The organism is Janthinobacterium sp. SUN118, assembly GCF_030397695.1.
Lineage (GTDB): Bacteria > Pseudomonadota > Gammaproteobacteria > Burkholderiales > Burkholderiaceae_D > Janthinobacterium.
Map to the genome: position 1 here is coordinate 455,763 of NZ_JAPUBV010000001.1, position 13,855 is coordinate 469,617.

The 13,855-nt window shown below is 63.5% G+C and carries 9 protein-coding genes; 5 read left to right on the forward strand and 4 right to left on the reverse strand.

The window, feature by feature from the left end; translation table 11 throughout:
• The first annotated feature begins 68 nt into the window (after positions 1-68).
• Positions 69-449, forward strand: coding sequence for a hypothetical protein (locus tag O0880_RS02115; protein ID WP_289884788.1), 381 nt, complete (start codon positions 69-71; stop codon positions 447-449).
• A gap of 349 nt (positions 450-798) precedes the next feature.
• Here O0880_RS02115 and parC read toward each other — a convergent pair whose 3' ends face one another.
• From parC to O0880_RS02135, 4 genes are read right to left on the reverse strand one after another with little or no spacing between them, the layout of a single operon-like run.
• Positions 799-3,153 carry a DNA topoisomerase IV subunit A gene (gene parC, locus O0880_RS02120; protein ID WP_289884789.1) on the reverse strand — a complete coding sequence of 785 codons (2,355 nt, stop codon included), beginning with the start codon at positions 3,151-3,153 and terminating at the stop codon, positions 799-801.
• Between the two features lie 48 nt (positions 3,154-3,201).
• Positions 3,202-5,028, reverse strand: a complete 1,827-nt coding sequence (locus tag O0880_RS02125; protein WP_289884790.1) for a J domain-containing protein — start codon at positions 5,026-5,028, stop codon at positions 3,202-3,204.
• A 12-nt stretch (positions 5,029-5,040) separates the two neighbouring features.
• The gene (locus tag O0880_RS02130; protein WP_289884791.1) at positions 5,041-6,750 is read right to left on the reverse strand and encodes a molecular chaperone HscC; all 1,710 of its coding nucleotides are present in this window, start codon (positions 6,748-6,750) and stop codon (positions 5,041-5,043) included.
• A complete protein-coding gene (locus tag O0880_RS02135) occupies positions 6,751-8,748 on the reverse strand; it encodes a DNA topoisomerase IV subunit B (protein WP_289884792.1) in 1,998 nt (665 codons plus the stop codon).
• A gap of 463 nt (positions 8,749-9,211) precedes the next feature.
• On the opposite strand from O0880_RS02135, the gene kdpF reads away from it, so the two are divergent.
• The 4 genes from kdpF to kdpC are packed head-to-tail and all read left to right on the forward strand — an operon-like array spanning position 9,212 to position 13,792.
• Positions 9,212-9,301 carry a K(+)-transporting ATPase subunit F gene (kdpF, locus tag O0880_RS02140; protein WP_071321981.1) on the forward strand — a complete coding sequence of 30 codons (90 nt, stop codon included), beginning with the start codon at positions 9,212-9,214 and terminating at the stop codon, positions 9,299-9,301.
• Positions 9,301-11,106: a potassium-transporting ATPase subunit KdpA gene (gene kdpA / locus O0880_RS02145; protein WP_289884793.1), complete on the forward strand. Its 1,806-nt coding sequence runs from the start codon at positions 9,301-9,303 to the stop codon at positions 11,104-11,106. The genes kdpF and kdpA overlap by 1 nt, the downstream gene beginning before the upstream one ends.
• A 9-nt stretch (positions 11,107-11,115) precedes the next feature.
• Entirely contained in the window at positions 11,116-13,206 is a 2,091-nt protein-coding gene (kdpB, locus tag O0880_RS02150) for a potassium-transporting ATPase subunit KdpB (protein ID WP_071321983.1), read from the forward strand.
• 10 nt (positions 13,207-13,216) lie between these two features.
• Positions 13,217-13,792, forward strand: coding sequence for a potassium-transporting ATPase subunit KdpC (gene kdpC, locus O0880_RS02155; RefSeq protein ID WP_289884794.1), 576 nt, complete (start codon positions 13,217-13,219; stop codon positions 13,790-13,792).
• Positions 13,793-13,855 lie beyond the last annotated feature (63 nt).

Consider the following 13,855-nt stretch of genomic DNA (forward strand, 5'->3'; position numbering starts at 1 on the left):
TTTTCTCATACGCAACATTCGATATGCCGATTGTTTGTGGAAAAATGTGAGTGTTTCCCCTATAAATAATGACGATATCTTTTAGTGTTTTAAAAGCGAAAAGCCTGTTGGTTTCCGCTGTGCTCATTAGTTGCTGCCTTCCGGCACAGGCGACTGAAATTCATGTTGAAAATGTCACGATCAGCAAGATACGCGGTATCGGAGACTTTTCTACTCCCGTGTTTGCCAATGCCATTGAAATCTGGTTCGCGGCCCCGGTTAATCTGCCTGCGGGCATGGGATGCCCGGCGCTGGCCTATCGCGTGGCGGTGGATGCCAAGCATAAACATTTGATTGCCGCCGTTTATCTCGCATTTTCCATGGGGAAGAAAATCAATATCAACTTTGACGACCGGCTGCCGATACGCGGCGATATGTGCGAAGCGTCTTATGTGGACGTTGTGAATTAAGTCATTTTCCAAGACGGGATGGCGATGGTTTGCCCCGTTTTTTCAGATGAAGAAAACGGGTGAAACGGAGATTGTTTTCGGATGAAGGGCGATAGATGCCCGGCGATGGCTGGCAGCCTGTATTCCAGCCGCATTCATGCTCGATGCCACAGCAAGGCTGGCAGCTTTTGCACGAGCTGGCAGAGGCAATTTTGACTTGCTCTGAAGAAAAGTTTATGCCGGCGTGATGGCCAGAATCAGCGGCATCGGCCTGCCCCCCTGCGCTGGCTGCTTCTCGCTGCATCTAGTTTTTTAGCCTGCGGGAAAGACGGTCCGGCCGACGTATCGACCGAACCGTATCAATCCTGCATCAGCCGATGGCCGTCATCGAAACGGGCTTCAGCTTGGCCGCCAGCGCCTTGCCTTTCCTGGCGCGCTTGCCGAAGTGCTCGGCCAGGGCCGTGGCGCCCAGCGACGCATCCTGCGGTTTCGATGCGCGGCCGATGCCGGAGACGACGACGCCGCGTTGCGTGATCGGCTGCACGGCCAGCAGCTTGTCCTTGCCTTCCAGGTCGATCAGCTTGACGCCCGTGCCGCCCTTGGACAGGGTTTTCATTTCATCGAGGCCGAATACGAGCAGGCGCGCGCCTTCCGTCAGGCAGGCCACGGCGCTGGCCGCGTCAGGGATGATCTTTGGCTCGAGTGGCACGTCGCCGTCGTCCAGCGTGATGAAGGCCTTGCCGCCTTTCAAGCGGCTGGCCATGTCGCCCGCCTTGGCGATGAAGCCGTAGCCGGCGCTCGACGCCAGCAGCAGGCTGGTGGCGCCATTGCCCGCGAAGTAGTGGAGGATGCGCACGGCGTTGCCCGGTGTACCGCCGCTCAGGTCGCACAAGGTCGTGATCGGCACGCCGTCGCCGCGTGCGTTGGGCAGCGCGGAAACGGGCACGGAATAGATCCTGCCGTTGTTGCCAAAGCCGAGCAGGGTGTCGACCGTGCGGCACTCGAAGGCGCCATGCAGGGTATCGCCCGCCTTGAACGTGAACTGGGCCGCATCGTGGCCGATGCCGGTACGCGCGCGCACCCAGCCTTTTTCCGAGATGATGACGGTGACCGGTTCATCGACCACCTTCTGCTCGGCCACGGCTTTTTGCGCTTCCTCGATCAGGGTGCGGCGCGCATCGCCGAACTGCTTGGCGTCCGCCTCGATTTCGCGGATGATGGCGCGTTTCATCGAACCCGGGTTGTCGAGCAGGTCCTGCAGCGACTTTTCTTCCTTGCGCAGCTCGGCCAGTTCCTGCTGGATCTTGAGCGTTTCCAGGCGCGCCAGCTGGCGCAAGCGGATTTCCAGGATATCGTCGGCCTGGCGCTCGGACAGATTGAACGCGTCGATCAGGGCCGCCTTCGGTTCATCCGAATTGCGGATGATCTGGATCACCTTGTCGATATTGAGCAGGATCGCTTCGCGCCCTTCCAGGATATGGATGCGGTCCTTGACCTTGCCCAGTTTGTAGCCGGTACGGCGGGTCACGGTCTCGAAACGGAAGTCGATCCACTCGCGCAGGATGTCGCCCAGGCCCTTCTGGCGCGGACGGCCATCGCCGCCTATCATCACCAGGTTGATCGAGGTCGACGATTCCAGCGACGTGTGCGCCAGCAGCATCAGCATGAATTCCGTCTGGTCCTGGTTTTTCGATTTCGGCTCGAACACGAGGCGCACGGGCGCGGCGCGGCCCGATTCGTCGCGGATGGTGTCGAGCGAATTGAGGATCAGCGCCTTCAGGGCCACCTGGTCCGGCGACAGCGCCTTCTTGCCCAGCTTGATCTTCGGATTCGTCAGTTCCTCGATTTCTTCCAGCACCTTTTGCGACGAGGTGCCCGGCGGGAGTTCCGTCACGACGGCTTGCCACTGGCCGCGCGCCAGTTCCTCGATCTTCCAGCGTGCGCGCACCTTCATGCTGCCACGGCCGCTCGCATACATGTCCTGGATCTGCGATGGCGGCGTGATGATCTGCCCGCCGCCGGGGAAGTCGGGGCCGGGGATGATGGCCATCAGTTCGGCGTGCGTGATCTTTGGATCGCGGATCATGGCGACAGCCGCTTTCGCCACTTCCGCCAGGTTGTGCGACGGGATTTCCGTCGCCAGGCCCACGGCGATGCCGGAGGCGCCGTTCAGCAGCACCATCGGCAGGCGCGCCGGCAGCAGCTTCGGTTCTTCCGTCGAGCCGTCGTAATTGGGCTGGAAGTCCACCGTGCCCATGCCGATTTCATCCATCAGCAGCTTGGCGATCGGCGTCAGACGCGCTTCCGTGTAGCGCATCGCCGCCGCGCCATCGCCGTCGCGCGAACCGAAGTTGCCCTGACCATCGATCAGCGGGTAGCGTAGCGAGAAGTCCTGCGCCATGCGCACCAGCGCGTCATACACGGACTGGTCGCCGTGCGGATGCAGCTTGCCCAGCACGTCGCCGACCACGGCCGCCGATTTGCGTGGCTTGGCCGTGGAATTCAAGCCCAGCTCATTCATCGCATACAGGATGCGGCGCTGCACGGGCTTCTGGCCATCGCAGACGTCGGGCAGGGCGCGGCCCTTGACCACCGAGATGGCGTAATCGAGATAGGCGCGCTCGGCAAACGTGGACAGGGTCAGCGCTTCACCGTCGAATACCGGTTCATCCGGCTCGATCGGCTCAGGCTGGGCATCGTCAAATAAATTGGTTTGTGTGGACATGGCGCTTGTTTCAGTATTAAGTGGTTGCGGTTGAATTCGTGGAGCCGATTATGACAGCCCGGGTTTGGAGGCGGATGTGCGGTACGTCAGATACATGTAGCGCAAGGTCAGATACAGCACGGCCATGGCCAGTTCGACGCTGTGATGCATCATCGGCATGGCGCGGATAGCGGGGGCCTGGCCGGCCAGCAGAAAGCTGCCGATGGACGGCACCAGGACCAGCGGCCACATCGTCTTCCAGCGGAAATCGCTGGGAGAAAACAGCAAGCCGGCGCAGGACCAGGCAAACAGCATGGCGCCGGCGAGGACGGCCGGCAGCTGCTGCGCATACAGCAGCGACAGCAAGCCCGCACAGCCGATCAGCCATGCCGCGCGCAGGCGGGGCAGGAGCGCCTCGGGGAAGCGGCAATCGCCATACAGGCCGGTGGCGCTGCGCAGGGCCAGCGCCGCCAGGCAAAACATCAGCGGCATGGCCTCGCCGATGGCGAGCGCCGCCTGGCCTTTGCCGCTCATGAACATGGCGGCGAACAGCGAGAGGCCCAGGGCCAGGAGCAGCAGCATGCCATGCAGCAGCTGGCGATTCAGCGCATACGCGAGCAAGGCCGACGCGCACAAGCCGGCCGAAGTGACGAGACGCATGCTCTCGCTGCGTTCGGGCAGGAACAGCAGCAGCGCCAGCGCGAGGTAGGGCACGATCCAGCCCAGTTGCCGCAGGCCGGGCCGCTCCCACAGCGCGGGCAGGCGTTCCTGCAGCGCTTCCAGGCGCGCGAACAGCGGCGCCGGCCAGCGCAAGGCATGCATGGCCAGCAGGGCAAAGGCCAGCGCCTGGAAACCCAGCAGGCTGGCATAGCCAGCCGTGTCGCCGAGCTTGAAACCGGCCGCATCGAGCACGCCGGCCAGCATGAAGTGCAGCACGAAACCGAGGCCGCACGATGCCAGCGCCGTCTGCTTGAAGTAGCGTTTGGCATGGACGACGTGTTCCCATTGCTCGAACAGATCCGTATCGAGCTTGTAGGCCAGCATTTCGGCATGCTGCCAGCGTATCGTCTGCAGCAGCTCGCGCAGCTGCAGCGTGAATTTTTGATCGAACAGCTGGCGCGCGTAGGCGCTCGGCGGCTGTTGCGACATGATGCAGTCCAGGCCCGGGTAGCTGTCGCGGTTGTCGCTGAAATGGGCGAACGAGCGGTCGGCCCGGTAGCGCTGCACGGCGCTGCGTACCAGGTCCGCATGGCTGCGCGCCAGGTAGGAAAAATCATGCTCCCAGCCCAGCTGCTCGAACAGGGCCTGGCGCAGCGCCAGCTCATAGCCGGCGCTGGCGCAGTAGCGCAGCGCGCACAGGTCGAATTCCTCGCGCACGTCGAGGTTCAGCAATTCCCCGCGCTCGAGGAAGCCTGGCAGCAGGGCGACCCCGTTGCGCTGCCTTGCCTGTTCCAGGAATGCCTGCCACAGGCTGGCGCCTTCCTGCACCGGGTCGATGGCGACCACGCCCCACAATTCGGCTGGCGGTGCCTGTTCCTGGGCGATGACGCCCCACAGTTCCGCAGGCGCGTCCAGAGTGTCTCGGGTATCGTCGTCGACGACGCCCCATAATTCGGCGGCTTCCACGCGCGGCGTCCCGGTCTCTGCGATACTTGCCGCTACCGGGGCCGGATGCGCTTCAGCCGTTTCCTCAGCCTGCTCCTGCAACTCGGCGGCAAACAGCTGCGCATGGCGCAGCGCGTATTCATAGGCGTCGCGCAGTTCCTGGAAGGCGGCCGCATCATCCTCGGGACGCGTCACCTTCAGGCGCTTCGCATACGCGCGCTTGATGGCGCGCTCGTCGCCCGTCGGTGCCGTGTCCAGGATCTCCCACAGGCCGCGTTCTGCGTTGTGCATGCCGCCGTCCATCTACAGGAAGCTCTCGCTCTCGACCTGGCGCAGCACGTCATCCAATGCCTGGCGCGCCTTGCGGATGGTGTTCGGGTCCTGCGTTTCCAGCGCGGCCTGGAAGTTGGCCGTATGCGCGGCCAGGTACTGGCGCACGTCGCCCAGCGACTGTTCGTACAGGCGGTCGGCGCGCGTGACCAGGGTGCGGTTCTCCAGCTGCTCGCGCGGGTGGATCTTCAGGTCGGCCAGTTCAAGGAAGCGCCGCTCGATCTGTTCCGGCGTCATCACGCCCGCATTGTCGCTGATGACCATCTTGTGCTTTTCCTGCGTGGCCAGCACCGTCACTTCCGCTTCCAGCACGCCGCTGACGTCATAGGTGAAGCGCACGTCGATGCCGACCTCGCCGGCCTTCTTGGCGGGAATCGGGAAGCTGATCTTGCCGAGGAAGACGTTGTCGGCCACCAGGCGCGACTCGCCCTGGAAGATCGCGACGTTGATTTCCTTCTGGTTGTCGTGGATGGTGGTGATGTTTTCCGTGCGCGAGACGGGCACCACGGAGTTGCGTTCGATGATGGGCAGGTAATGGCCTCCCTCATACTGGTTCGCGCCGACCTGGCGCGAAATGGAAATGCCCAGCGAGTACGGCGCCACGTCGGTCATGACCACTTCGTCGAGGGCCGCATCGCGCATTTTCAGGCCCGCCTGCACGGCGGCGCCCAGCGCCACCGCTTCATCCGGGTCCAGGTGGATGGCGGGAAAGCGGCCGAACATGCGCGACACCAGCTTGCGTACCAGCGGCATGCGCGTGGCGCCGCCGGCCAGCACCACTTCATTCAATTCGGCGGCGCGGATGGTGGCGTCGCGCAGTGCCCGTTCCACGGGCAGGCGCAAGCGGGCCAGAAGGGGCTCGCACAGCTGCGCCAGCTTGTCTTCGTTGATCTCCCAGCTGTATTCCCTGTCCTGGTAGCGCGTGACCATGCGCACGGAGGGCTGCTCCGACAACAGGCGCTTGACGCGCTCCGCCTCGTCGCGCAGCAACTGCTGCTGGCGCGGGTCGAGCAGGCGGCTGCCGACGGCGTCGCGCAAGCCGCTGCCCTCCAAAAAGGCGTCGACCAGCACGCTGACGAAGTCTTCGCCGCCGAGGAAATTGTCGCCGGCCGAGGCGCGCACTTCCATCACGCCTTCAAACAGTTCCAGGATCGACACGTCGAAGGTGCCGCCGCCCAGGTCGAAGACGAGGAATTTGCTTTCCTGTTCCTTGTCGCGGATGCCGTAGGCCAGCGCGGCGGCCGTCGGTTCATTCAGCAGCCGCTCCACGCGCAGGCCTGCCAGCTGGCCGGCGATGCGCGTGGCCTTGCGCTGCGCATCGCTGAAATACGCGGGCACGGTGATGATGGCTTCCTCGACCTTGTGTCCCAAAAACGCTTCGGCGTCTTCCTTCAGCGCGCGCAGCACCATCGACGACAGCTCTTCCGGACGAAAGTGCTGCGTGCCGAGGGTGATTTTCTTTTCGCTGCCCATGTAGCGCTTGAAGACGGCCGCCGTCAGCTGCGGGTGCGTCTGCAGGCGCTCGCGCGCGGCGCGCCCCACCAGCACGGTGCCGTCGTCGTCGATGCTGACGCACGACGGCGTCAGGTGGTCGCCCAGCGCATTCGGAATGATGGATGCCTTGCCGTCGCGCCAGATGGCGACCAGGCTGTTGGTGGTGCCGAGGTCGATGCCGATGATCATTTAGATATCCGCCTCCGCCTCATTGCCGTGTTCCTCGATCCAGGCGCGGCGGCCTGCCGCCTCGCCTTTGCCCATCAGCATGTTGAAGCGGGCGGCCGAGGCCATGTGGTCGATTTCGCCCAGGGTCACGGGCAGCAGGCGGCGCGTGTCCGGGTTCATCGTCGTTTCCCACAGCTGCTCGGCGTTCATCTCGCCCAGGCCCTTGAAGCGCGAGATCGACCAGGCGCCCTGTTTCACGCCTTCCTTGCGCAGCTTGTCCTCGATGGCGAGCAGTTCGCCGTCGTCGAGCGCGTAGATTTTCTGGATCGGCTTCTTGCCGCGCGCGGGTGCGTCCACGCGGTACAGCGGCGGACGGGCGATGCAGATATGGCCCTTGTTGATCAGGGCGGGGAAGTGCTTGAAGAACAGGGTCAGCAGCAATACCTGGATGTGCGAGCCGTCCACGTCCGCGTCGGAGAGGATACAGATCTTGCCGTAGCGCAGACCGGACAGGTCGGGCGTGTCGCCCACGGTGTGCGGGTCGACGCCGATGGCGACTGCGATGTCGTGGATCTCGTTGTTGGCGAACAGGCGGTCGCGGTCCGTCTCCCACGAGTTCAGCACCTTGCCGCGCAGGGGCAGGATGGCCTGGAATTCCTTGTCGCGGCCCATCTTGGCCGAACCTCCCGCCGAGTCGCCCTCGACGAGGAACAGTTCATTGCGCGTGATGTCCGACGATTCGCAGTCGGTCAGCTTGCCCGGCAATACGGCCACGCCCGAGGATTTTTTCTTTTCCACTTTTTGCAGCGAGCGCTGGCGCGACTGCGCCTGCTTGATCACCAATTCGGCCAGCTTCTTGCCGTAGTCGACGTGCTGGTTCAGCCACAGTTCCAGCGGCGGCTTGGTGAAGGTCGAGACGAGACGCACGGCGTCGCGCGAGTTCAGGCGTTCCTTGATCTGGCCCTGGAATTGCGGGTCCAGCACCTTCGCCGACAGCACGAAGGAAGCGCGCGCGAATACGTCTTCGGGCAGCAGCTTCACGCCTTTCGGCAGCAGCGAATGCATCTCGACGAAGTTCTTCACGGCGCCGAACAGGCCGTCGCGCAAGCCCGATTCGTGCGTGCCGCCATTCGAGGTGGGAATCAGGTTGACATACGACTCGCGCACGATGGCGCCTTCTTCCGTCCACGCCACGACCCAGGCCGCGCCTTCGCCTTCGGCAAAGCCTTCCGAGTCCGGGCCCGCGTATTGCGCGCCCTCGAACAGGGGGATCAGCGTTTCGCCATTCGACACCTGCGCCAGCGATTCGGTCAGGTAGCCTCGCAAGCCTTCCGCGTACAGCCAGGTTTGCGTGTCGCCCGTCTTGGCATTGGTCAGCGTGACCGTCACGCCCGGCAGCAGCACGGCTTTCGAGCGCAGCAGGCGTTGCAGCTCGGTTTGCGAGATATTCGGCGAGTCAAAATACTTTGCATCGGGCCAGGCCGTCACGCGCGTGCCCGACTTCTTGCCGTCGCGCGGGGCGGGACGCGAATTCAATGGTTCGATCACGTCGCCGTTGGCAAACACCATGTGATGCAGGCCGTTGCCGTCGCTTTCCTTGCGCCAGACGGTGATTTCCAGGCGCGTCGACAGTGCATTGGTGACGGATACGCCGACGCCGTGCAGGCCGCCCGAAAACGCGTAGGCGCCGCCCGAGCCCTTGTCGAACTTGCCGCCCGCGTGCAGCCGCGTAAACACGATTTCCACCGTCGGCACGCCTTCTTCCGGATGCAGGCCGACGGGAATGCCGCGGCCATTGTCTTCGACGGTGATGCTGCCATCGGTGTTTTGCGTGACGGCGATATGCGTGCAATGACCGCCCAGCGCCTCGTCGGAGGCATTGTCGATCACTTCCTGAATGATGTGCAGCGGATTTTCAGTGCGGGTGTACATCCCCGGGCGCTGCTTGACGGGTTCCAGTCCTTTCAGGACACGGATGGATGATTCGCTGTAGTCGGATGCTGGTTTTTTAGTGGCCATACGTGTTCAAGCTAAGTAAAGACAGTGGTTGGAACGCCAGGCCGGGGCACTGCGCGGCGCAGTGACAGCGGCGGCGATAACTGTATGAATGTACAGTATATCCCGTCCAGCGTCACTGGGGGAGGGCAGTGCGGCAGGCTAGGCGTCCTTGTGCGGACGCTCGCGCATTCTATCTTGATCGGCGAGCAATAGCGCTACTCCAAGGCAACAAGAGTGCGCCACAGCCGTGGTTTTGCGCCAATTGTGGCGGATTTTATGCGGTAAAGCCCCCGTTTTTACATCTTGTTTACAGCTGCCCGCCCAGTCTTTACGAATTTTTTAGATCCATTTGGCTAATCTGCTCACTATCAAAACAAACCTGAATGAGGGTGGGAATGGATATCGTGTATCTCGGCTTGATTGCCGTGTTTTTCGTCGTGGTGGTCGGCTTTGCCGTCGCCTGCGACAAATTAGGGAGCGTGAAATGAACGCGTTTTATGTGCTGGGCGCCTTCGTGTCGGCCGGCTTGCTCGTGTACCTGCTGGTGGCGCTGCTGAAGGCGGAGGAACTGTGATGACGACCCAATCAACACTATTACTGCTCGCTTTCCTCGTCGTGCTGCTGGCGGCCGCCTATCCGCTGGGATCGTACATGGCCAGGGTGGCCGGCGACGCGCCGCTGCGCGGCCTGGGCTGGCTGCAAAAGCTGGAAAACCTGCTGTACCGCTGGTCCGGCCTGCCCGCCGACAAGGCCATGGGCTGGAAAAGCTATGCCATCGCCCTGATCGTCTTCAATACCGTGGGCGCCGTGTTTGTGTATGGCCTGCAGCGCCTGCAGGGCTTTTTACCGCTGAATCCCCAGGGACTGGGCGCCGTCAGCCCGGATTCCTCGTTCAATACCACCGTCAGCTTTGTCGCCAATACCAACTGGCAGGGCTACGGCGGCGAACAGACCATGAGCTACCTGACCCAGATGCTGGGCCTGGCCTGCCAGAACTTCTTCTCGGCCGCCACGGGCATCGCCGTGATCTTTGCGCTGGTGCGCGGCTTCGCCTCGCGCTCGGGCAAGTCGATCGGCAATTTCTGGGTCGACCTGGTGCGCTCGACCCTGTACATCCTGCTGCCGCTCTCCTTGGCCTTGTCCGTCGTCTTCATGGGCGAAGGCATGATCCAGAATTTTTCCCCGTACAAGGAAGTGACCCTGCTCGACCAGGTGGCGTATGAGACGCCGAAAATGGCGGCCGATGGCCAGCCCGTGCTGGATGCGGCCGGCAAGCCCGTGATGGAAGCGCAAGTGGCAAAAACGCAGACGATCGCCATGGGCCCCGTCGCGTCGCAGGAGTCGATCAAGCTGCTGGGCACGAATGGCGGCGGCTTCTTCAATGCCAATTCCTCGCATCCGTATGAAAACCCCACCGTGCTGTCGAACTTCCTGCAGATGCTGGCCATCTTCCTGATTCCCGCCGGCCTGTGCTTCACCTTTGGCCGCATGGTGGGCGACATGCGCCAGGGCTGGGCCGTACTGGCCGCCATGACCGTCATCTTCGTCGTCATGACGGCCGGCGTGATGAGCGCCGAGCAGCAAGCCAATCCTGCCCTACAGGCGCTGGGCGTGGACCAGCAGGCCAGCAGCCTGCAATCGGGCGGCAATATGGAAGGCAAGGAAACGCGCTTCGGCATCAGTTCCTCGACCCTGTTCGCGGCGGTGACGACGGCGGCATCGTGCGGCGCCGTCAACTCCATGCACGACTCCTACATGCCCCTGGGCGGCATGGTGCCGCTGCTGCTGATGCAGTTCGGCGAAGTGGTGTTCGGCGGCGTGGGCACGGGCCTGTACGGCATGCTGATGTTCGCCATCCTGGCCGTCTTCATCGCCGGCCTGATGATAGGCCGCACGCCGGAATACCTGGGCAAGAAAATCCAGGCGTATGAAATGAAGATGGTGTCGCTGGCCATCCTGGTGACGCCGGCCCTGGTGCTGACGGGAACGGCGATCGCCGTGATGGTGGAGCCGGGCACGGTGGGCGTGGCCAATCCGGGCGCGCATGGATTTTCCGAAATCCTGTACGCCTTCACCTCGGCCGCCAACAACAACGGCAGCGCGTTTGCCGGCCTGTCCGCCAACACGCCGTTCTATAACGTGATGCTGGCGATCGCCATGTGGTTCGGCCGCTTCGCCGTGATCGTGCCCGTGCTGGCGGTGGCCGGTTCACTGGCCGGCAAGCAGCGCCTGTCGGCCAATGCCGGCACCATGCCCACGCACGGCCCCATGTTCATCGGCCTGCTGATCGGCGTCGTCGTGCTGGTCGGCGTGCTCAATTATGTTCCCGCGCTGGCCCTGGGCCCCGTCGTCGAACACCTGCAACTATTCATCAAATAAGAGGCTACCATGTCACGCACAAGCCTGACTTTGTTCGATTCCGCACTGATCGGCCCCGCCGTCGTCGATGCGTTCAAAAAACTCGACCCCCGCACGCAGTGGCGCAGCCCCGTGATGTTCGTCGTCTATGTCGGCAGCATCATCACGACCCTGCTGGCCATCCAGGCCCTGAATGGCCAGGGTGAAGCGCCGTTCGGCTTCATCGTCGCCGTCGCCGTGTGGCTGTGGTTTACCGTGCTGTTCGCAAACTTCGCCGAAGCGCTGGCCGAAGGCCGCAGCAAGGCCCAGGCGGCCTCGCTGCGCGCCCTGAAACAGACGGTGATGGCGAAAAAGATGCAGACGCCAAAATATGGCACCTCCTGGCTGCCCACGCCCGCCACCGACCTGCGCAAGGGCATGACGGTGCTGGTCGAGGCGGGCGACGTGATTCCCGCCGACGGCGAAGTGACGGCCGGCGTGGCCTCCGTCGACGAGAGCGCCATCACGGGCGAATCGGCGCCCGTCATCCGCGAATCGGGCGGCGATTTTTCCGCCGTCACGGGCGGCACCCGCGTGCTGTCGGACTGGCTGCTGGTGCGCGTCTCCGTCAATCCCGGCGAAGCGTTCATCGACCGCATGATCGCCATGGTGGAAGGCGCCAAGCGCCAGAAGACGCCGAATGAGATCGCCTTGACGATCCTGCTCGTCGCCCTGTCCATCGTTTTCCTGATCGTCACCGTGACCCTGCTGCCGTATTCGCTGTTTTCCGTGGCGGCGGCCGGTAGCCAAGGTGTGACAAGTTCGCCCGTCACCATCACCGTGCTGATCGCGCTGCTGGTGTGTTTGATCCCGACCACCATCGGCGGCCTGCTGTCGGCCATCGGCGTGGCCGGCATGAGCCGCATGATGCAGGCCAATGTGATCGCCACCTCGGGCCGCGCCGTGGAAGCGGCTGGCGACGTCGACGTGCTGCTGCTCGATAAAACCGGCACCATCACCCTGGGCAACCGCCAGGCGTCGAACTTCGTGCCGGCGCCCGGCGTGACGGAGCAGCAGCTGGCCGACGCGGCGCAGCTGGCCTCCTTGGCCGATGAAACGCCGGAAGGGCGCAGCATCGTCGTGCTGGCCAAGCAGAAGTTCAATATCCGCGAACGCGAGATGGCCAGCCTGCACGCCACCTTCGTGCCGTTCACGGCGCAGACGCGCATGAGCGGCGTGGATATCGCGGGCGAGCAGCAGGTGCGCCAGCTGCGCAAGGGCGCGGCCGACTCCATGAAAAAATATGTGGAAGCGCTGGGCCAGCCGTATCCGGAAGAGGTGGCGCGCGCCGTCGACGACATCGCCCGCCGCGGCAGCACGCCGCTGGTGGTGGTCGACGATGGCCGCGTCATGGGCGCCGTGGAGCTGAAGGATATCGTCAAGGGCGGCATCAAGGAACGCTTCGCGGAACTGCGCCGCATGGGCATCAAGACCGTCATGATCACGGGCGACAACAAGCTGACGGCCGCCGCGATTGCCGCCGAGGCGGGCGTGGACGACTTCCTGGCGGAAGCGACGCCGGAAGACAAGCTGAAACTCATCCGCAGCTACCAGGCCGAAGGCCGCCTGGTGGCGATGACGGGCGACGGCACCAACGACGCGCCCGCGCTGGCCCAGGCCGACGTGGCCGTGGCCATGAATTCGGGCACGCAGGCGGCCAAGGAAGCGGGCAACATGGTCGACCTCGACTCGAACCCCACCAAGCTGCTGGAGATCGTCGAAATCGGCAAGCAGATGCTGATGACGCGCGGTTCGCTGACGACGTTCTCGATCTCGAACGACATCGCCAAGTATTTCGCCATCATCCCGGCCGCCTTCGTGGGCACGTATCCGCAGCTGAAGGCGCTCGACATCATGCACCTGGCCAGCCCCGCCTCGGCCATCATGTCGGCCGTGATCTTCAATGCGCTGATCATCGTCGTGCTGATCCCGCTGGCGCTGAAGGGCGTGCAATACCGCGCCATCGGCGCGGCCAGCCTGTTGCGCCGCAACCTGCTGATCTACGGCCTGGGCGGCATCATCCTGCCCTTCATCGGGATCAAGCTGATCGACATGCTGCTGTCCGCACTCAACCTCGTCTAAAGGAACCATCATGAGCACTATCGTACGTCCCGCCCTGGTCCTGTTTGCCGCGCTGACCGTGATCTGCGGCGTCGTCTATCCGTTTGCCACGGCCGGCATCGGGCAACTGGCTTTCAATGAGGAAGCCAATGGCAGCATCGTCGAGCGTGGTGGCAAACCGGTCGGCTCCAGCCTGATCGGCCAGTCGTTCACCTCGCCCAAGTATTTCTGGGGCCGTCCATCGGCCACCGCGCCGATGGCGAATAACGGCGCCGGTTCGGGCGGCTCGAACCAGGGACCGAGCAATCCTGCCCTGGTCGACGCCGTCAAGGCGCGCATCGCCGCCCTGCAGGCAGCCGATCCTGGCAACCGCAACCCGATCCCCGTTGACCTGGTGACGGCGTCGAGCAGCGGCCTGGACCCTGAAATCAGCCTGGCGGGTGCCCTGTACCAGGCGCCGCGCGTGGCCCGCGTGCGCGCCGTGCCGCTGGCGCAGGTGGAAAACGCCATCGCCAAGGTGCAGAAAACCGCGTATATCGGCTTTTTTGGCGAACCGCGGGTCAATGTGCTGGAACTGAATCTGGCATTGGATGCCATGGCAAAGTAAGCTGGCAATGGTGCGTAGGTCGGCGTAGGTTGACTTGACGCAGCGTAAGCCGACATTACCCAC

What these genes read in the sequence shown, in the direction of transcription:
- O0880_RS02115 (WP_289884788.1), top strand. Translation starts at nt 69, where the DNA reads ATGACGATATCTTTTAGTGTTTTAAAAGCGAAAAGCCTGTTGGTTTCC.
- parC (WP_289884789.1), bottom strand. Translation starts at nt 3,153, where the DNA reads ATGTCCACACAAACCAATTTATTTGACGATGCCCAGCCTGAGCCGATC.
- O0880_RS02125 (WP_289884790.1), bottom strand. Translation starts at nt 5,028, where the DNA reads ATGCACAACGCAGAACGCGGCCTGTGGGAGATCCTGGACACGGCACCG.
- O0880_RS02130 (WP_289884791.1), bottom strand. Translation starts at nt 6,750, where the DNA reads ATGATCATCGGCATCGACCTCGGCACCACCAACAGCCTGGTCGCCATC.
- O0880_RS02135 (WP_289884792.1), bottom strand. Translation starts at nt 8,748, where the DNA reads ATGGCCACTAAAAAACCAGCATCCGACTACAGCGAATCATCCATCCGT.
- kdpF (WP_071321981.1), top strand. Translation starts at nt 9,212, where the DNA reads ATGAACGCGTTTTATGTGCTGGGCGCCTTCGTGTCGGCCGGCTTGCTC.
- kdpA (WP_289884793.1), top strand. Translation starts at nt 9,301, where the DNA reads ATGACGACCCAATCAACACTATTACTGCTCGCTTTCCTCGTCGTGCTG.
- kdpB (WP_071321983.1), top strand. Translation starts at nt 11,116, where the DNA reads ATGTCACGCACAAGCCTGACTTTGTTCGATTCCGCACTGATCGGCCCC.
- kdpC (WP_289884794.1), top strand. Translation starts at nt 13,217, where the DNA reads ATGAGCACTATCGTACGTCCCGCCCTGGTCCTGTTTGCCGCGCTGACC.